The organism is Hymenobacter defluvii (genome assembly GCF_017589435.1).
In the GTDB taxonomy this organism is placed as follows: Bacteria; Bacteroidota; Bacteroidia; order Cytophagales; family Hymenobacteraceae; genus Hymenobacter; species Hymenobacter profundi.
This window is the reverse complement of sequence record NZ_JAGETX010000025.1, coordinates 25,230-43,169: the sequence shown is the minus strand read 5'-3', so window position 1 is coordinate 43,169 and position 17,940 is coordinate 25,230. Positions and strand designations below refer to the sequence as shown.

The 17,940-nt window shown below is 55.9% G+C and carries 15 protein-coding genes; 7 read left to right on the top strand and 8 right to left on the bottom strand.

Going from position 1 to position 17,940, the window contains the following annotated elements; all coding sequences use genetic code 11:
- The first annotated feature begins 184 nt into the window (after positions 1–184).
- Together J4D97_RS21145 and J4D97_RS21140 are read left to right on the top strand one after the other, a co-directional pair.
- Positions 185–493 carry a hypothetical protein gene (locus J4D97_RS21145; protein WP_208309312.1) on the top strand — a complete coding sequence of 103 codons (309 nt, stop codon included), beginning with the start codon at positions 185–187 and terminating at the stop codon, positions 491–493.
- 1 nt (position 494) lies between these two features.
- Complete coding sequence (locus J4D97_RS21140; RefSeq protein WP_208309311.1) at positions 495–1,265, top strand: DUF4113 domain-containing protein; 771 nt, start codon at positions 495–497, stop codon at positions 1,263–1,265.
- A 240-nt stretch (positions 1,266–1,505) separates the two neighbouring features.
- On the opposite strand, the gene J4D97_RS21135 is transcribed toward J4D97_RS21140, so the two are convergent.
- Entirely contained in the window at positions 1,506–2,411 is a 906-nt protein-coding gene (locus J4D97_RS21135) for an IS3 family transposase (RefSeq protein WP_243900449.1), read from the bottom strand.
- 8 nt (positions 2,412–2,419) lie between these two features.
- A complete protein-coding gene (locus J4D97_RS23645; RefSeq protein WP_243900445.1) occupies positions 2,420–2,806 on the bottom strand; it encodes a hypothetical protein in 387 nt (128 codons plus the stop codon).
- Between the two features lie 256 nt (positions 2,807–3,062).
- Between J4D97_RS23645 and J4D97_RS21130 the strand changes: the two genes are divergently transcribed.
- Complete coding sequence (locus J4D97_RS21130) at positions 3,063–3,611, top strand: hypothetical protein (RefSeq protein ID WP_208309309.1); 549 nt, start codon at positions 3,063–3,065, stop codon at positions 3,609–3,611.
- Positions 3,601–4,296, top strand: a complete 696-nt coding sequence (locus tag J4D97_RS21125; RefSeq protein ID WP_208309308.1) for a nucleotidyl transferase AbiEii/AbiGii toxin family protein — start codon at positions 3,601–3,603, stop codon at positions 4,294–4,296. The genes J4D97_RS21130 and J4D97_RS21125 overlap by 11 nt, the downstream gene beginning before the upstream one ends.
- A 119-nt stretch (positions 4,297–4,415) precedes the next feature.
- Here the strand turns inward: J4D97_RS21125 and J4D97_RS21120 are convergent, their stop codons facing one another.
- The 5 genes from J4D97_RS21120 to J4D97_RS21100 form a co-directional block, all read right to left on the bottom strand.
- Positions 4,416–5,828 (bottom strand): toll/interleukin-1 receptor domain-containing protein, encoded by a 1,413-nt coding sequence (locus J4D97_RS21120; RefSeq protein WP_208309307.1) that lies wholly within the window; start codon positions 5,826–5,828, stop codon positions 4,416–4,418.
- Between the two features lie 71 nt (positions 5,829–5,899).
- A complete protein-coding gene (locus tag J4D97_RS21115; protein WP_208309306.1) occupies positions 5,900–6,226 on the bottom strand; it encodes a 5-methylcytosine restriction system specificity protein McrC in 327 nt (108 codons plus the stop codon).
- 60 nt (positions 6,227–6,286) lie between these two features.
- Positions 6,287–6,523 (bottom strand): hypothetical protein, encoded by a 237-nt coding sequence (locus tag J4D97_RS21110; RefSeq protein WP_208309305.1) that lies wholly within the window; start codon positions 6,521–6,523, stop codon positions 6,287–6,289.
- A gap of 66 nt (positions 6,524–6,589) precedes the next feature.
- The gene (locus J4D97_RS21105) at positions 6,590–6,940 is read right to left on the bottom strand and encodes a 5-methylcytosine restriction system specificity protein McrC (protein ID WP_208309304.1); all 351 of its coding nucleotides are present in this window, start codon (positions 6,938–6,940) and stop codon (positions 6,590–6,592) included.
- On the bottom strand, positions 6,937–7,215 hold the full coding sequence (locus J4D97_RS21100) for a S1 family peptidase (RefSeq protein ID WP_208309303.1): 279 nt from the start codon (positions 7,213–7,215) through the stop codon (positions 6,937–6,939). The genes J4D97_RS21105 and J4D97_RS21100 overlap by 4 nt, the downstream gene beginning before the upstream one ends.
- Before the next feature lie 347 nt (positions 7,216–7,562).
- Between J4D97_RS21100 and J4D97_RS21095 the strand changes: the two genes are divergently transcribed.
- The 3 genes from J4D97_RS21095 to J4D97_RS21085 all read left to right on the top strand — a co-directional run bounded on the left by J4D97_RS21095 (position 7,563) and on the right by J4D97_RS21085 (position 13,491).
- The gene (locus tag J4D97_RS21095; protein WP_208309302.1) at positions 7,563–10,502 is read left to right on the top strand and encodes a toll/interleukin-1 receptor domain-containing protein; all 2,940 of its coding nucleotides are present in this window, start codon (positions 7,563–7,565) and stop codon (positions 10,500–10,502) included.
- A 140-nt stretch (positions 10,503–10,642) separates the two neighbouring features.
- On the top strand, positions 10,643–11,998 hold the full coding sequence (locus J4D97_RS21090; RefSeq protein WP_208309301.1) for a DUF4062 domain-containing protein: 1,356 nt from the start codon (positions 10,643–10,645) through the stop codon (positions 11,996–11,998).
- A gap of 26 nt (positions 11,999–12,024) precedes the next feature.
- Positions 12,025–13,491 (top strand): argonaute/piwi family protein, encoded by a 1,467-nt coding sequence (locus J4D97_RS21085; protein WP_243900444.1) that lies wholly within the window; start codon positions 12,025–12,027, stop codon positions 13,489–13,491.
- A 65-nt stretch (positions 13,492–13,556) separates the two neighbouring features.
- Here J4D97_RS21085 and J4D97_RS21080 read toward each other — a convergent pair whose 3' ends face one another.
- On the bottom strand, positions 13,557–17,474 hold the full coding sequence (locus J4D97_RS21080; protein WP_208309299.1) for a hypothetical protein: 3,918 nt from the start codon (positions 17,472–17,474) through the stop codon (positions 13,557–13,559).
- Positions 17,475–17,940 lie beyond the last annotated feature (466 nt).

Here is a 17,940-nt window from a genome sequence, read left to right as displayed (position 1 = left end):
GGTGAAAGTCTCACGCACGGTTCTGAAGTGGCAGCCGGGGGAGCGATTCCCCGGCTGACCATAACGTCGTGAGCCGCTCCCTAGAGGCCAAGCAGCTCGGCATTCCCATGGGTGCCGCGCGCTATTACGCCAGCACCAGGGCCACGCCCTGAGCTCCAATTACCCGCTCTCGCTCTACGGGGACATGAGCCGGCGCGTCATGGCCCGCCTGGCCGAGCAGGTCCCCGCCGTGGAAGTCTACAGCATCGACGAAGCCTTTCTGGATCTGCAGGGCCTGACCACCTGGTACGGCACGCTCGACACCCGCGCCCAGGCCCTGCGCCGGGATGTGCTGGCTTGCACCGGTATTCCCACCTGCGTGGGCATGGCCCCGACCAAGACCCTGGCCAAGGTGGCCAACCGCTTGGCCAAGAAGTATCCCGAGCTGCACGGCATCCTGCGCCTAGACACCGCCAGCCGCCGCGAGCGGGCCCTGCGCGCTGCCCGCCGCTGATGTGTGGGGCATCGGCCGCCAGTACGCGCAGCTGCTCACGGCCCACGGCATCCGCACAGCGTGGGAGCTAAGTCACGTCTCGGAAGTGTGGGCCCGCAAATACCTAGGTGGGGTCGTTGGCTGGCGGCTCGTGCAGGAGCTGCGCGGGCAGCCCTGCCAGGGACTGCAGCCGAGTGAAGAGGGTACTCTCGCCCGGCAGAGCATTAGCTGCTCGCGCAGCTTCGGCCAGCGGCTCACCGCTTTCGAGGACTTGTGGGGGGCGGTGAGTACCTACCTGAGTCGGGCGGCTGAAAAGCTGCGCGCCCAGGGTGACCAGGCCCACCTGCTCACGGTCTTCGTTAGTCAGGACCGCTACGACACTAGTGTTCCGCCGCCCTACACCCGCTCGGCCACGCTCACGCTGCCCGGTGGTCCAACCAACGATACGCTGCGGCTGCTGGCCTACGGCCGTCGGCTGCTGGAAAAGATTTATCAACCGGATCGCCGCTACGTGAAAGCCGGCGTCGTGCTCGACGGGCTGGAGCCGCCGGGCCGGGGGCTCCAGCTGAGGCTGTTTGACTCGGCTTCCACCGCCACCATCACCGTGCCCGATGCTCGTGTGCAGCAGTTGATGCACTGCATGGATACGCTCAACCACCGCTTTGGTCGGGGTACCGTGCGCCCGGCGGCCGCAGTAGCGCAAGCGGGCCAGCTCACTCCCTGGCAAGGCAATTCTCAGTACCGTAGCCCGGCCTACACTACCCGGCTGACGGATCTGCTCCTGGTCGGATAAGCAGCGCTATTTTTCTCAAGAAGTCAAGGAACGCGAAGACGGCTAGTCGTTGATTCGTGAGAACAAGCAATAGGACAATCGGCAGTAGCTTTTGGGGGTACCAAGTAGCTGGGCTAGGCATCTTGAGAAACCTCCGTTTCGCGGGACGGGCGAGACACTGTGACTCGTCCTGAAATAAGTTGACCGTTTGAAGTTAGTCCGTCCCTACGTTGACCACTTTTTCGGTAGTCCTAAGATAGCTCATTTCGCGCTTACAGGGGCGGGTGGTTTGTAGTAGTTTTTCCATCGTCTTTCCAACGGCCCCCAACTGCCGTGGGCCTCGTTCGGGCTCTGCATGTCGCAGCTCAGGTGGGGGCGTTTGTAGTTGTAGAGAAACACGGCTTGTTCTACATGCTGCTCGGCTTCTAGCAGCGTGTGCACGGGTTGCTGGCTGAGGTATTCCTGCTTGAGAATACCGTTGACGCGCTCGGCGATGGCATTTTCCAGCGGATCAGAGTTCTCCGTCATGCTCACCTGGATGTGAAACGGGGCCAGGGTTTCCTGGTATTCCTGGCTGCAATACTGAATGCCGCGGTCACTATGGTGAATCAAGTTCCGCCCCGCCCGTTTGCTGATCTGCCGCAGGGCCATCTCCAAGGCGCGGCGCGTATGCACCGTGGCCAGCGTCTCGGCCACGGCGAAGCCCATGATGCGCCGCGAGTAGGCATCCGTGAGCAACGAGATGTACAGGCAGCCCGCCTGGGTGAACCAGTACGTGATGTCGGCCACCCATACCTGATTGGGCCGCAGCAGGGTCAGCTCCCGGATCAGGTTGGGGTATTTGCGAAAACGGTGCCGCGAGAAGGTCGTTAACGCTTTCCGGCGGCGCTTGCGAATCAGCAAGTTATGCGCTGCCAGCAGCGAGAACAGCGCATCTCGGCCCATTTTGATGCCCTGCTCGCGCAAGCCCTGTTCCAGCAGGTGGTAGAGCTTACGGCCACCCATACGGCCGTGCTCTTGACGCAGTTGCGCGACCTGGTCCAGGATATACTGCTCGCGCTCCTGGCTGCTCCACTGACGCGTTTGGTGTTGATAATAGGCCTGCCGGCTAAACCCAAGTACCCCGCTGATCCGCCGCAGGCAAAAGTGCGGACAGCTTACTCGCAGGAGCTGGACTACTTGGTAGCGGACTTTTTTTCGATGCTTAGGCCCAGCTCCTGCTCGGCCACCCGGATCACGTTTTTGTAGTAGAGCACCTGCAACTCGGCTTGCTCGAGCTGTTGTTGCAACTGCTTGACTTGCCCAGTGAGCGCATCGGCATGCTGCACGACGTGCTCGACCAGGGTGGTAGGCGGCTTCTTTCGGTTGTCTTCCATGGCGTGGGTACGAGCCTGCTCTTCCTGGCGGACACGTTCCAGCCACTTGGTGACGGTTGAGCGGGTGAGCACCTGGTACTTGCTCATCGCTGACTCAATCGTGTGGCGGCCGCAGGTGATTTCCTCGACCATCTGACGCATTTTCAACTCGTGCGCCTGCTTGCGAAACAAAAATAAGTGTTCCATCTGACTGAAATTGATGGTCAACTCATTTTAGGACGAGACACTGCTTAGAGTAGGTTTATCTCCCCCGCTGCTATATAAAGGGCATTTACCGCACATCATGCAGAGAATATTCTATAGCCACAAACTCTGATCCTGGACAACATTTGGCGGACAGCCGGCCCGCCCAAGGAAGGTTGCTGGGTGAGGTGCGCTCCCAGCCAGACGGGGGGACACAGAACGACAATGTGTTATATTCGCAATTCGCAAATCAAGAATCATGCGTAAGTTCAACGGGCTTCGGCCCCAGGATATCGTTGTGTTACTGAAGCTGGTGGCCAGCGGCAGCCAGCGAGTCTGGTTAGGGAAAGAGTTAGCCCGTGAGCTATCGCTAAGTGCTTCTGAAGTATCGGAAGCACTGGCCCGGTGTCGCTATAGCCGCCTGTTAGCTCCGGACCCTGGCATCCATCAGCCACGCGCGCGGGCAGTGCTGGAATTTCTCTTGCATGGCTTGCCCTACGTATTCGCCGTGCATGCTGGAGCGCATGTACGCGGTACGCTGACGGCCTCCAGTGCGGCTCCACTCGATAGAACGTTCGGCGTGGAGCCGGCTTACGTCTGGCCCAATGCCGCGGGCGAGGCTTGGGGAGCCGCCGTGGAGCCGCTCTACCCAGGCGTCGTAGAAGCCGTGCAGAAAGATGCCCGCCTGTATGAACTGCTGGCGCTGGTAGATGCCTTGCGGCTGGGCCGGCCCCGTGAACGGCGGGTAGCAGCGCACCTATTGGAAGCCGCCCTTACCGACAATAATCATTTATTGCATGCCAGCTGAATCACGCAACTTGCCCCGACTCATGGCCGTGGCCCACGCCCTGGGTACGCTGCGCGAGCGAGTCGTTTTCGTTGGCGGAGCCACGGTGAATCTGTATAGCACCAGTGCCACGCCCCCGCCCGAGCCCCGCGTGACGGAAGACGTGGATTGCATTGTGGAAATAGCCCCGCGTACGGCGTACGATGTCTTGGAGGAGGAATTACGGGCGCTGGGGTTCATCAACGACATCGCCTCGGGCGTGATTTGCCGGTGGAATTATCAGGGCCTGACCGTGGACGTGATGCCCACCGAGCCGGAAATCCTGGGTTTTAGCAACCCCTGGTATCCCGCCGGATTTGCCCAGGCCACCGCGTACCAGTTGCCCAATGGGCTGGAAATTCGCGTACTAAGTTCCGTCTATTTTGTCGCGACTAAGCTCGTTGCGCTGCGCGACCGGGGCTGGGCTGACCTACGCTTGAGCCAGGATTTGGAGGATCTGGTGCACGTCATAGATAACCGCTTGGAACTGGTCACCGAACTGGCAGCCGCTGACGCCGCTGTACGCGTTGATATTACGCAGCGGCTGTTAGAGCTATTCGCACACCCCGATTTTTTAGAAGCCGTAGAGTGGACCCTGCCCGCCGGCTCGGGCTATGAGCGCAAGTATGAGATTGAACGGCGGCTGCAGCAGCTGATGAGCGAATGAGGATTTGAAGCTTTACTCAAAGCCCATCTTAGTACTGATAATCCTTACTTGTCGGTACTAAGAATGTGCGGAAAGGCTTTGGAAGTCTCTTTCTGTTTTAAATAGTTAAGAATTAAAAATCAATAGGATCGGATAGGCCCAAGTAGAACAGCCTTTTCGTTAGCTCCAGCAAGTGAACAGATACCCTTTACCCGCACTGTGATTGGCGCATCACGATGGCCAGCATCCCGTTGACCTTCAAAATCAATGGAAACGCTCTGGCCCTTCAGCGTTAGACTGAGGTGGAGAATGTGCTGGACCGTATTGGTGAAGTGAAGAAACCAAGTAAGGACCAACGGAGCCACTTGTTTGAAGCGAGTGGGAGAATTGCCAACCTGCCGGAAAAGCGCGGGCAGCGGTGAAGCTGCCAAATCGTTGAATCCACCATTGGAGAGCCACCGCATCGGGCTTTGTTCTGGGGGCTGCGTGTTCAACAAGAGCAGCTCGGCTCTTGCTTGGGCCTGCATATCGGGCGTGAGGTTGCTATAGGTTACCTCCGTGCGGGCAATGAGCTCCTGCGTGTCGGCGGTGAGGTGCCACGTCTCGCGGTTGTTTTCTGTCACGGCGTGCAAGTCTCGTTGCGTGCAGCGGTAGGAGTGCCACCTGAAAACCACGCTAGCTAAGCCGTCGCCGGACTGACGCAGGGTGGTTAGAAACGCTACTTGGGAAGGAGTTGCCGGGCGCAAGGCCATTTCCAGCTGCTTCCCAATTTTGGCGTGATGAACAGGTATGACTCCCCACTCCCCACTGAGTTTCACCAGCAAAGCCTGCTGGGTGCCGGATGCGCTAGCAGCTGCCCGTTTGGGTGCAGCCGTTGCTGAAGCTGCTTTTGGGAGTCCACTAGTGGTCGTCTTTTTATTCGCTTCGACTGAGGCTACCGCTGGCTTTGTGGTTGCCTTTTTTGCAACGGCAGTGGACGTAACCACCGGCCTTGCCACAGCCTTCTTGGCTGGAGCCATGAAAATCTCGTGTACCCGCTTCGCTACTTGAAACAGCGTCTGGTTGACTTGCCCCTCTGAAAGCAAGTCCAGAGGTTGGTCAGGTCCATTTACGGCCTGAAACTCACTGAGAGGCGTCAGAGAAAAGGCGCTGGTGCTCAAGAGCAAGGGCAAAATGATAGTGCCTTCCTTAGCAGCAGCTTTCAGCAGTGGGGGTAGCTCATCAGAATTGATAAAGTCCGAAGCCAGAAAATTGGAACTGATGAGCAGAATAGCTACCCGTGTTTTAGCAAGTGCACTTTCAATTTCCACCCGCCACTTATCCCCCGACCGCAGTTTGGTATCTACCCAAACATTGATTTTAAAATCACGCTCCAGCGGTTTCAGGTGCGTTTTCAGCCGTTCCATCCAGGCTTTGTCGCGCTGGCTGTAGCTGATAAAGATGTCGGTGCGGGCCACCGCTGCATTTTTAGGGGCACGCTTCACCGGAGCTGCTTTCTTGGTCGCAGCAGGAGCAGCAGATTTCTTAGAAGGCGCGGTTTTTTTGGTAGGCATACAGCAAGTAAGTTAAACTAGTAAAGTAACTTCCTAATGATGTTGAAACGGCTAAAAGCACTCATGAATACTCACCACTCCAGCAGGCCCTGCAACTCGGCTTCTACCGCTTGCCAGCCCTGGTCCAGGTTCACGGTGGCGACCCGGAGCCGATGGGCAGTGTCGAGGAGTTGGTAGGAGTGCCTTAGCTTCCTATCTACCACGGGGTAGAGTAGCAGCCCGTCCACTTGGCGGGTAGGCTCCTGACGCTGGGCGTGCTGTACATACGCAAAGAGCTGGTAGAGGTGAGCAGATATAATCTTTTCCTGATTGTAGTTCTGCTTGAGGGCCTTGCGGTAGTACTTGCAATCCAGAATAAGCTTGCGCGTCGGGCTGGTGAGCAACACATCAGTTTGCATGATGGGCAGCAATGCCTTAGCTTCATCAGTAGCCGGTTTAACCGCCCATTTTAGCGTTTCTTAACCCGCTTTATAGCTCTTTTGACGCCGCCAGTAGAAGTTGCGCACGAACCGCTCTAACAGGGCCGCCATGCGCTTGTCGTTGCCCGTGAAATTGTGAAATAACCGCTCGCCAACTTGCTGCGTAAGCAATACCACCTCGTTCACTAGCTGACAAACGCTGAGCAGAAGGCGGTAATGGACCGTGTGCCGATGCAGCACCACTTGGTCGTACACCCGGACATTAGGAACCGTCACCGGGGTCACATCGGCCAGGCGTATGTACAGCCCCCGGATTTCCCGGCGTAAGGACGTATCCAGTTCCTAGGCCGTGAGCAGATAATGCAGGGTGGACTTAAGCAGTCGGTTTACGGATACGTCGTGTCTCAGCTCATCGAAGGCGCACCAGCCACGGGCCGTGAGCAGGGTTTGCTGTCGGATAGACTCGCTAAGCGGCAGCTTGCTGCGCAGCCGCCCGGTTAGCGCTACTTCGGGCACGTAGTCGCGGGCTAGGCCGCGCTTGAGCACGTGCGTAGTGCCCTGCACTAGTACCCGCGCCAGTAGGTCCAGCAGCGAGTCGGCGGGCTCGGCCGTGACGGCTACCTCGTCGGCCTCGTAAAGCTGGTCCCAAGCGTAAGTGAGCAGGTGGTAGGGGTTCTGAACCGGGATGCTCATGCCGGGCCGTGCAACGACATAATACCTATTAGCTGCCACTGCTGGTTGAAAACTGGGCTCCCAGAACTACCCCCTACCGTGGGGGTGCGGTAGTGTATCAGTGGTTCTTGGTAGTCGAGCAACAGATTGTCTTGGAGCGACAAGCTTAGGGTACCCCCATCTGGATGGCCGATAATGTAGATACGCTGTGGCGCGTCGTGCGCTATGGAAGCCTTTTCGCCAGCGGGACCTCCCCGCAGGTAAAAGGCGATGCTGGTCCAAACCGATGTATACAACGGGGGGTGGCAACAGCAGCTGCGACAGTAGAACGTAAAGCCATTTTCACAGTGTTGAAGAGCTATGAATCAACAAGTAAAAGCAAAATGCGTAATGCCGTCGCAGCCAACAATCACACCTCACATCAAGCAGACCGTACATCAAGTTAGTTGCCATCTTCCACTAGAACAAGCCAGAGGATGGCCGGTCACCATTTACACTTGGATGCGCATTATACTAATCGAAGTAGATACACCCACCGGACCGGACCGGCCGGTGCCTTGCGCACCACAGCTATTCCTGCTCACCGTTAGCGGGGCAGTGCTTTTTCCGCTAGTCCGCCACGCTCGTCACAATTCTCTCGCCAATGCTCTCACCACCTACCCTCTTCGTTAGTTTTTCCTTTGCTGACCGGCCATTGGCAGAACAGGTTGTCGCCGAGTTGCAGGTACAGGGGATTGATGCCTGGCTTTGCACGGAGGAGTTGCGCGCAGGGGGGACCTTCGATGCCCAAATTCAGCAGGCCATTGATACACGAGACCATGGCCTGTTTCTTCTGTCTCCAGCTTCGGCGGGCAGTGAAGAATGCCACGCCGAGTGGCGCTATGTCCTGCAACAGCCTGGGCACCGTCTGTACGTAGCACAATTGGTTGAAACGCCCCCGGCCCTCATCAGCTACCGCCTGCTCATTTATCAGTACGCCGACTTAAGCCAGAACTTCTCAACTGGAATAGCCTCGTTGGCCCAAGCCATCTTGGCCAACCGCGACTTAAATCCTGATGACCCCACGACACGACGCGCGACGCGCGTGGCTGGTGAGCTGCCCGCGTGGCAGCTGTTTTTACCACTCATCGGGCGCGATGATGCCTTGCTTGCCCTACAACAGCGTCTTATCAGTGATCGACGGGTACTCGTGACGGGGGCAGGTGGGGTAGGCAAAACAAAGCTGGCCCTTGAATTTACTCTTTCTACTGCTTTTGCCGACGGCATCGTGTGGTTTCGGATTCCGGCGGCCGACTCGGTGGCACAGTCTACTACTGACTTAGGCACCTTGACTGACTTGCTGCGCGAGCACCTGCAACTGTCGGCGGCCACTGATGAGCGCGCTGTGTGGAACCAACTAGGGCAGGTGAATCTGCTGTTGGCGCTTGACAATGCAGAGGACTGTCAGCATCCGCAGCCTTACTTAGAGCGGCTGAATAACCTCTCGGACCGTGGAGGTACGGCGGTGCTCCTTACCAGCCGTCACGACGTGCCAGGCCTGCGTCATTTTTCGGTCTACACTCTGCTGCCTCCCGACCAAGAGGCATCCATCCAAATCCTATATAATCTAGTAGCACGCGATGCGAGTCGTCAGCCACTGCTAGATACCGAAGCGGCAGCAATTGCTGAGGCTGCTTATTACAACCCGCGCCTGCTGACAGCGGCCAGCCCACTATTGAAAACATATCCGCCCAGCCAAGTTGTAACCCGCCTGACAACTCTGAGGGGTAGCTCAATTGAGGTAGCAGTACAGGAGATAATCCAGCACACGTTGGAGTTAATGGCACGCCAGCCTGACGGCGCAGAGGCCTTAGCAGCGCTGCGTAAGCTGGTCGTATGCCGAGGCGGCTTCACACTTTCTGCTGCCACAGCCCTGCTCGACCAAGACCTAGACCCGCTCGAAACTCTACGAGCTTGGAGCTTGCTGCGCTTCGATGGCCAGCGGTACTCTTTCGATTCTCTCGTGTTGCGGGCGGTAACGGCCGATGACAGCATCTATCCAGAGTTTTACCGCTTCTATGGTGAGTTGACCTTGAAGCTCAATGACCAGCAGCGATACGCCGAGCTAGCTGCCGAACTAGAAAACCTAGAATCTGCTTTCGGGTGGGCTTTGCAGGCCAACCGTATTGGTAATGCGTTTGGCTTGGTGGCAATTGCGGGTGAAACACTGCATAACCAGGGCCTCTTCACCCAAGAGCTAGACTGGCTGCAGCGGGTGGAAGCGGCACTGCCCGCTGATGCCCCAGATGAGTTAGTGGCCGAGTTGGATAATTGCTGGGGGCGATATTATTTACGGCAGCCCCTAGGTGACCAGCGAGAAAAGTTGGTGACCAGCGTAGCCAAATTCGAGCGGGGGCTAACTTTCTGCTCTCCTACCCACGAGCCACAGCAATATGCGGCCATTAAGAGTAACCTAGGGGCCGCCTACTGGCGATGGGCGCAGCTTGAGCAACCGGGGATGTACCTGCGGCTAGCCATCAGTGCGCTGGAAGAATCCATTCGGGTTGGCTCCGTGACTGACAACCCATTGGGCTATGCGAATACTCAGGATAACTTGGGTAATTCATTTAAGGAGCTTTCGCAAATCGAAGACCGTCCCGGTAACCTGGCCCGCGCTTTCGCGGCTTATGAAGAGGCGTTAAGGTACCGCACCCCCATCACTGCGCCAATGGACTATGCGCATACCCAGAATAACCTAGGCACTGCTTACGTCGCGTTAGCAGATTTGCGCGACCGCAGTGCGAACCTGGAGTTAGCTATCGCTGCCTTCATCGAATCAATCCGGTACCGTACGCGACAGGCAGCTCCTAGTGCATACGCCCTGACCCAGGTTAATCTGGGAACTACTTATAGCGAGTTGGCTCAGCAGCACGATAGACAGGCAAACCTGACGTTAGCCCTCGCTGCTTTTCAGGAAGCATTGCGCGTATATGTGCCTGATGCATACCCAGTTGAATACGCTGTTGTTCAGAATAACCTTGGTAGCACGTATAATGAGCTAGCGAAAGACGAAACCCCTGAAGCCAACATTGAACGAGCCATCGGAGCTTATGAGCAGGCATTAGAATATCGCAGTGCCACCGCCACGCCTCGCTACTATGCTACCACGCTTCATAACCTAGCGGTAGCCTATCGGTCGCTCTCTAAAATTACTAATCAACTCGTGAATCTAGAGCGGGCGCTAGAGTTATATGGTCAGGTACTGGCGCTCAGAACAAGGGAGGAAGAACCAGAATCCTACGCCTTAACCCATAACAACTTAGGCAATACTTACTGTGACTTAGCCCGTGTAACTGGCCAATTCGAATACTTGTCGCAGGCTATCAGCGCCTTTGAGCAGGCTCTGACGGTCTATACGCCAACCAACTCTCCACTAGGCTATGCGCTCACCCTTTTCAACCTAGGAATGGCTTACCGGGATGCGGGCAACATTCCGTTCGCCCTCGGCAGTTGGCGAGCGGCAGAAGTAATCTACCAGCAACAGAGCGATGAGACGATGGCCAGTAATTGTGCAGAGCTGATTGCTGATTTTCAGCCTTTGTAGCCCCATAGTACAGCTACCTAGCTGGTTGTGCTAACTTCGCTGTACTGAGGTAGCCTGCATTTTAGCCACCACGTATTCGGACCGACGCGGCGCATGAATGATAAGTACTGCTGTTTCGACCAGAATCGTTTAATTCCAGCATGAAATACAGCGTTTTCATTAGCTCAACTACACAAGATTTGCACAATGAGCGCTTTGCGGCTGAACAGGCCATAGTGGCGGCGCAGTGTGTGCCTAGGATGTTTGAGAAAACTTTTCTGGCACAGGATGCTAGTTCGCTCGCGGTCTGCATGGAGGAGCTAGCTGCCGCCGATATTTATGTGCTTATCATGGGGGCGGCGTATGGGTGGGAGTATAACGGCAAGTCGGCTACGGAATGGGAATACCTGAAAGCTGTAGAGTTGGAAAAGCCGCGTATTGTTTTTACGCTGCCTTACCTAAAAAACCAGGAGGCAAAACAACAGGAATTTGCCAGCCGGGTGGGCAAGTTTGATGAGGGTCGGTTCTGGAAGTCCGTCAATAACGCGTTTGAATTGAAAGATGCCATAGAAGCGGCTTTGCGTCCCTTGGTAGAGAAGCTCAATCGCAACCGGGTAGAGCGCAGTGAAACGGTACTATCGAACCTAATTCCGGTGCGCTTTCCTACCCGCATTTATGCCGCGAGGGTTAGCTATGACCGAAAGGACATTATCGAGCAGTCGCAAAGGGCTGCCACTTGGAAGCTGCGCTGGTCTACTGGGGAAGAAACCGTGGCCGCCCGTGCCCTATCGTTCGCCACGGGTGATTCCTTTAAGGAAAAGCACTTCGACTTTCTAGTCAAGTCTGGCGTGCTCTATACTTTTACTGACCTATCGAATCTGACCAATCCTTACCGCAAAATCATAGACCTGGGGTCAATAGAAACCATCGCCGCCACTGAACTAACCGATACCCTCGACGGCGAGAACTTAGTAAAGTACCTGCTAAAAAGTTCGTTGCGCCAGAAGCTAGCTGGCCAAAACGTGGCATATATGGGCGGCGAAGACTTGTTTTACTTTGGAGGTAAGCTGGTAGTAGCCGACGTTTCCATCAACTGGGGCAATAATAAGAACGCAAAGCGTGAAGTGATCAGCTCGATATGGAATAAGGAGAAGTCACATATAGTCTGCTTTCGCCATTTTGCCATGCACGTTAGCTTTTCGCTGTTCGGAGGCATCTGGTACGCTTGCGTAAACCCTACATACATCTGCACCACGAATGGCTACCGCAAAAGCCGGTTTTCTGAGCACTACGTAACGGGCAAGAAATCCTTCGAGGACAACAGCGCCTTTTACCAGAATCTGCGCTGCTGGGCTTGGTATCTCTCGCCCAGCTACCCCAGCTTTTTACCTTACCCTTTTTTGCAGTTTGACCCCGCCATAAAGTTTGATGACCTGCCCCTATTGGACGACCGACTTTGGCTGCCAGTCAGGAAAGCAGAAACAGAAAAGACTGGCGCCCTAACATTTGATTTCTAGTCGTTCCATACATGACCAGTCACTTTTTGCCTGAACCCGAACTTATTTTTGCTAATAGCCTGCACGTATGTCCTAAGGCAGGCATGAAGGAGTCCGGTGTGTACGACCTCGACCAAATTCGGCCCGATAGCATCAAAGTTGCGGTGGTAGGACTGGGAGAGAGCGTAGACAAGGTGCTAGAATGGTTACGTGTAGCCTCGCTGCCGCTGGCCGAAAAGAAGTCAAATCAGCCCACACTGTTTCCACCTTTTCCGGGCTTTAACGCCGCTAACACGTTCTTTTCGCGGGTGGTATATGACGAAACGTACATCCGAAAAATTACCAACACGGTTTTTGACCAAGCGCTGACGACTACAACTCACAACGAATTGTTGGAAAATCTGGTCAATTTATACCTGACGGAAATAGCTTTTATTGCCAAAAATAAGAGGGCTGATGTTATTATTTGCGCTCTGCCAGAAAAGCACATTCAAGTGATTATAAGCGGTGAAACGGAAGAAAATAACGGGACCACTGCCGATGAGGACACCTTGAAAAACGGGGTGCAAGCCGCAGGTGCAGAAGAGACCGAAAAAGAGCCCCATGAGGCTGACGAAGAGCCGGAAAATGAAGTAGAAAAGAACTTTCGCCACCTGCTGAAAGCAAGGGCGATGCAGTACGGCATTCCCTTGCAACTAGTGCGCGACCGCATTGGTAAGCCCACGCGGGAAATGCAGGACCCTGCCACCATCGCCTGGAATTTCTTTACGGCTCTGTACTATAAAGCAGGTGGTACGCCCTGGGCCCTCAGCCGCCGGTACCTGAAACCGGTGTGCTTCGCCGGTATCAGCTTTTACAAGTCACTCGATGGCAAAGAATTACAGACCAGCATCGCACAAATCTTCAATGAGTTTGGTAAAGGAGTAATCCTGCGCGGCACGCCTGCCATACTGGACAAAGACGACCGTCAACCACATTTAGATGCGGAAGCCGCCTATCAGCTTCTGCTGACCAGCCTAACAGAATACCGCCAGGCAATGGGCATCACACCAAGCCGGCTTGTGCTTCACAAGACCTCCAACTTCAAGCCTGCCGAAGCTGCCGGCTTCACACGGGCAGCTTCGGAGTTCAAGATTGACAATCTCGACATGGTCACGCTAATGCCGACCGACGTCAAGCTTATGCGTAAACACCAGTATCCACCCCTGCGCGGGACGTGCGTGGAATTGGATGCCCGCAACTACTTGCTTTACACCCGTGGCTCGGTAGAATACTTCCGGACATACCCTGGCGCGTACGTCCCTAGCCCCATTCTGGTGCGCCTGTTTCGCAACGATGAGAACGCGCTAACTATTTGCGAAGAAGTATTGGCCCTCACCAAGATGAATTGGAACAATACGCAGTTTGACCGTAAATGGCCGGTGACCATTGAGTGTGCCCGCAAGGTGGGCGACGTGATGAAGTACCTGCCGGAGAACGTGCCGCCGCAGATTAGGTACAGCCACTATATGTAGTCTTGCCCCAAGCCGCTCACTGGTCAGCAACAGCCCGAGCGGGCATACCATGTACGCGCTCGGTGCTAATAATATGGTTCATCGTCCCGTGTTTGCTCGCCTGCTATTTCAACTGCTAGCTGCTGCACATTGAGCCGCGCCCAGGCAGCTACAGCCTGCAACGGATGGTCCAGCAAGGCGTGGAAAAGCCGGTGCCGGGCCTTGAGCAGCGGCACTAGCGAGCCAGTCCAGGAATAATTGCCCAGGTTTATGCTCAGACCACTGAGCACTCCGGGCAACTCGCCAAACTCGTCAAGCAGCCGCCTCGCTGCAGGATGCCAGTCCTTCAGGCGCGGCTGCTTCGCCTCGGTTTCAATTTCCGGCTCGGCTGGGTGGCTGTAGGATGGCCCCGAGTACTCTTGGTCAGCGAAGACAGGGACAAGCTCTGCTAGTCGGGCGGGGGCTAGGGGCTGGTTAGCCCGGCACCAAGCAAAAATCGCCTTCATATCACCCGCCATCAGCACTCCAACGCTGCGACTGGTCCGCCCGATACCGGAGCCCAGAATGTGCTTCAGTCCGTAGAACTTGATGTATTCCTCCTGCTGCCCTAGTAGGGCCGCCCCTAGTTCCGGCCAGACTGCGGTGAAGTGCTTTTGCAGCAACAGTTCGTAAATGCGCTGCACGTTGTTATCCAAGTGATAAGAGTTTTCCAAAGAGATGGCCGCGATAAAGGCCCGGTTAACGGCTTGGGCGAATTTGTGACGGATGCCATCCTGTAGCAGCCAGCTAATGGCCAGCATCCCCTGGTAGGCCTCGTGGCGGCCGGCTATCACCGGGGCGATACCGAGGCCGCATACGCTCGTTTCCAGCACGGGCAGCAGCGCCGGACGCAACTCCTCGTGGCGGTAGGCTAAGCTGAAATATACATCCAGCACGAGAGCATACCCTTCCTTCTCATAGACGAACAGCTGTTCCGCCAGCTCGGTAAGCTGGCTGGCCGGGAGTTGCTCCAGCCAGTCGCTGTACTTGAGCGCCGCAAATTCGCCTACCGAGCAACTGCCTGCCGTCACCAACTGGTGCAGGAGCGGCAGGTACTGCTTGCCTGCCGCGTCGGTCGCCACGAAGTAAAACAGTTGGCAGCGCAGTTCAGCATCGTTCAGCAGGCGCTGGTAGAAGGCGGATCTGAATGGGTGGGGGGCTTCGGCCAAAAAGCCGGCCAATAGCGCTCGGTCGCGCCGGGCCGGTTCCTCTCCACGCAGGCTGGCCAACGACAGCGCTACGAATTTCTCCACCAGTGTCTCATCCGTCCGCGTCAATTGATACAGGCGCTGACCAAAATAGTAGGAGTAGGGCTGCGGCTGCTGGTAGAGTGCCGGCAGGTTCCCAGCCCAGTCCAGCCCCTGGTTGATAAACTCGTTGGCCAACCGGATTATCTGTTCGCGGTGCCGGGCCCCTGGGTTTTCCTCCTCCGACAAATAGATGGCCGTTTGCAGGCCAAGGTAGCTATTCAGGAAGCTGGCATGCGACTTATCCAACTGGTGTAATAGGCGGTCGAGGCTGGCTAGGTCGGCGGCTGGTAGAGTGGCCTGCTCAAACCGGCGTGTCTGCTGTAGTGCCCTGAGTGCCTCCGGCCAGTCGAAGTGCCGCTGGCCTGCCAGCAGTTCCAGCGTAGGCAGCAGCAGGTGCGCACGCCCAGCCCGGCAGATACCGCGCAGGCTATCAAGCAGGATGCGGCTAGCTTGTTCTGCGTAGGCCGGCTTATGTATAGCAAAGTCCTGCAGTTGCTCGATGATGCGCGTCCAGTATTGGGTAATTTCCACTTCTTCCGGCTCGTAGTCCACCAGTGTTTTGCCGCCCTGGGTTTCGGCCCCGTTGAAGCGACTGAAGTGACCGAAGGCCAGACCTGCACGCATGGCCCGCAACGCCAGCGCGTCATATTCTTCCTGCTGCCGAGCTAGGCCCCACTCGATTACCTGCCAGCGCTCGGTCAGGTTTGCCTCAGTGCCCGCCAGTAAGATGCCAAATAATTGGAGCAGCTGGCCGGTCGCGTTGTTGGCCCACGTTTCGTTCTCTGCTATGGCAAACGTGTAGAGCAGCCGGCTGCCAATGGCAAAGGTGCGGCGGTCAAAGCACAGCTTCTCCAGCACCCAGACCAAGTTGCGGCGGCCTTTGTCTAGGGCCAACAACTCTGCCTTGGGAACGGCAGCAAGCTGCCGCCATAGGTTATCGGCCACTGCTATAGGGTTCACTTCCACGAACGAGCGAAAGAGGCGTGAACCCGGCTCGGTATTGAGCACTTTCGCATTATCAAAAGGGCCGCCCGGCCCCACCAGCTTTTCTACAATCACTAGGGCCCGATCGTCGTAGCCCAAGTGCCGCATTTGCTCGGCCAATGCAGCGGTCAGTTGCCGGCCATCGGGTTCGGGCCGTCTGCCCAGTTCGTCCAGCACTTGGGCCAACTGCGCCGACGGGCAAACCTCCAGCCACTCCTGCGCCAAGTACAGAGCGAGTGGGAACGGGCGCAGGCCCACTAGGCGGCCGCGCTGCTCGAAAATCTCCCGCTTCAGATAGTGCACCCGCACCTCGTCAAACTCGCGCAGCAGGACGGCTGGCTTTCCGTCCAGAGCGGTGATGGCCTCGTTGGTAGCCACGAACTCCACCTGCGACCGCAGCTCGCCCTCTACCCCCAGGTAGCTGAAGAGAGCGTATGTGCGTAGAATAACCCGCCAGCGGACATCCTGCCCCTTCACCCCCAATAATTTGTCGAGCAAGGCTTTGTCATTAAGCTTGCCTACAAACTGCTCACCGCTTTTCAATCCGTTCACAATCAGCACGGCCATTAGTGGAATGCCCTGCGCGAACTCTTTAATTTTGGGAACGTTCTCCGGCCCTACCAGGGTGGTTTCGGCCGCCAGCAGCTCGTCCACCACCGTGCTCAGGTCGAATTTACTGAGCATCAAGTACTCAACTCCGTCAATTCGGCTTTTGTGAAACTCCTCAGGGTTGGAATCTATTGTTATCAGAAACAATTGGTTGCGGGCCTTGTGCACCACCGGCAGCCAGGCTCGGTGAATTTCCGCTGGGCAGTTGTCCAGCACCACTATACGCTCCTCGCCACCCGTCACCAGCTTATCCCGTAACTCCGCATGGACGGACTCTGGCTGGTGGTTGCAGTCTAAATATAGCACCCGGCTACTGAAGGTGACCGTCGGCTCCGATGAGGGCAGAGCCGGTCGGAACAACTCTAGCAGGATGCGCGTCTTACCTAGGCCTGAAAGGCCCAGCAGCCGGATGCTGCTAGCGCCGGCCTGAATGGCCTGCTTCAACTGCTGGTCGAGCAGGTCGATGGCCTCGTTGCGGTAAAATCCCACGGTTGGGTCAATTTGCTCTTCCCACTGCTGCCAGCCTACCAGCGGCGCATAAAGGCTTTTTCGGTGTTGCAGCGCGTACAGCGTCGTCAGTCTAATCGTCCGGAACAGCTCCGCTACCAGCGCCGCCTGAATCGCCGCCAACTGTTCTTCGTTGTCAGCCGAGTACTCGTATTCGATGGGAAATCGCAGGTGCCTTACGTCGAACGGAAGATTCTCAGGTTCTATTGTCGGTGATCCATATGTTTTATTCAGCAGGCAGATGATTCGCTCCGGCCCCAACGACCGGTATGCTATACCATTTTCCCAAAGCACATTGTTGTTCAGGAAGGGCTTGTGCTTTTTCCCCGTCAGCTTCTCCACCTGTTCCCGTATTTCTGGGGCTAAGAAGTTGCCTACAGAAAAATCCGCAATAAAAATGTCGCAGGTTGGAATCAGTCGGTCGGCTATCGTGCCCGATACAGGCGGCGAACCCGGCTCCTCGCGCACACTGTCTATTATCGTGAAATCAATCCCGCTGAATTCAGGAGTTTCCTTCAGCTGACCGGTGGCTTCAAGCAAGCAGGTGTGAATAAAGTCTTTATTGTACTTCTCAAGGGTGGTTACCTGCCACGAGTAAAACAAGTTTATTTTCATTAGAATAGCTGAACGGTTTTTAGACTCCAGATTTTTAAATTCCTAACTCCTAGGCCTTGCCGCCAATTGGTGGCCCGCAACTCGGCTGCAGTGGCTGGATCCAGTTCCGTACTACTAGAAGCAGGCACCGGTTTGAGTATTTTCGTTTGGCACTTCATAGAGGCTCTTGAGCTCGATATTTAGTGTATGGGCTGCGCGGCTTTCAGTGACTAGGAGCAGGGCTTCGGCCCGTAAGGCGGCATCGTAAAGCTGAAATCTATTGTGTTAGGAACTGTCTTTCATGATATTCGAAAGACAATAACCTATTATGTCCACATTTACCCGAACACCTCACAATTTTCAAAACTACTGCTTCTCAGACGACTTAACCACCCGCCTTGTAGGTTACTGGAAAGTCAGTTTGATGGTCATTTCTAGGAAAGGTTTCTGCAAACACATTTCTTGGACCTTAAATCGAAGTGTTTTC

What these genes read in the sequence shown, in the direction of transcription:
- J4D97_RS21105 (WP_208309304.1), bottom strand. Translation starts at nt 6,940, where the DNA reads ATGAGCATCCCGGTTCAGAACCCCTACCACCTGCTCACTTACGCTTGG.
- J4D97_RS23645 (WP_243900445.1), bottom strand. Translation starts at nt 2,806, where the DNA reads ATGGAACACTTATTTTTGTTTCGCAAGCAGGCGCACGAGTTGAAAATG.
- J4D97_RS21145 (WP_208309312.1), top strand. Translation starts at nt 185, where the DNA reads ATGAGCCGGCGCGTCATGGCCCGCCTGGCCGAGCAGGTCCCCGCCGTG.
- J4D97_RS21090 (WP_208309301.1), top strand. Translation starts at nt 10,643, where the DNA reads ATGAAATACAGCGTTTTCATTAGCTCAACTACACAAGATTTGCACAAT.
- J4D97_RS21080 (WP_208309299.1), bottom strand. Translation starts at nt 17,474, where the DNA reads ATGAAAATAAACTTGTTTTACTCGTGGCAGGTAACCACCCTTGAGAAG.
- J4D97_RS21125 (WP_208309308.1), top strand. Translation starts at nt 3,601, where the DNA reads ATGCCAGCTGAATCACGCAACTTGCCCCGACTCATGGCCGTGGCCCAC.
- J4D97_RS21120 (WP_208309307.1), bottom strand. Translation starts at nt 5,828, where the DNA reads ATGCCTACCAAAAAAACCGCGCCTTCTAAGAAATCTGCTGCTCCTGCT.
- J4D97_RS21130 (WP_208309309.1), top strand. Translation starts at nt 3,063, where the DNA reads ATGCGTAAGTTCAACGGGCTTCGGCCCCAGGATATCGTTGTGTTACTG.
- J4D97_RS21115 (WP_208309306.1), bottom strand. Translation starts at nt 6,226, where the DNA reads ATGCAAACTGATGTGTTGCTCACCAGCCCGACGCGCAAGCTTATTCTG.
- J4D97_RS21095 (WP_208309302.1), top strand. Translation starts at nt 7,563, where the DNA reads ATGCTCTCACCACCTACCCTCTTCGTTAGTTTTTCCTTTGCTGACCGG.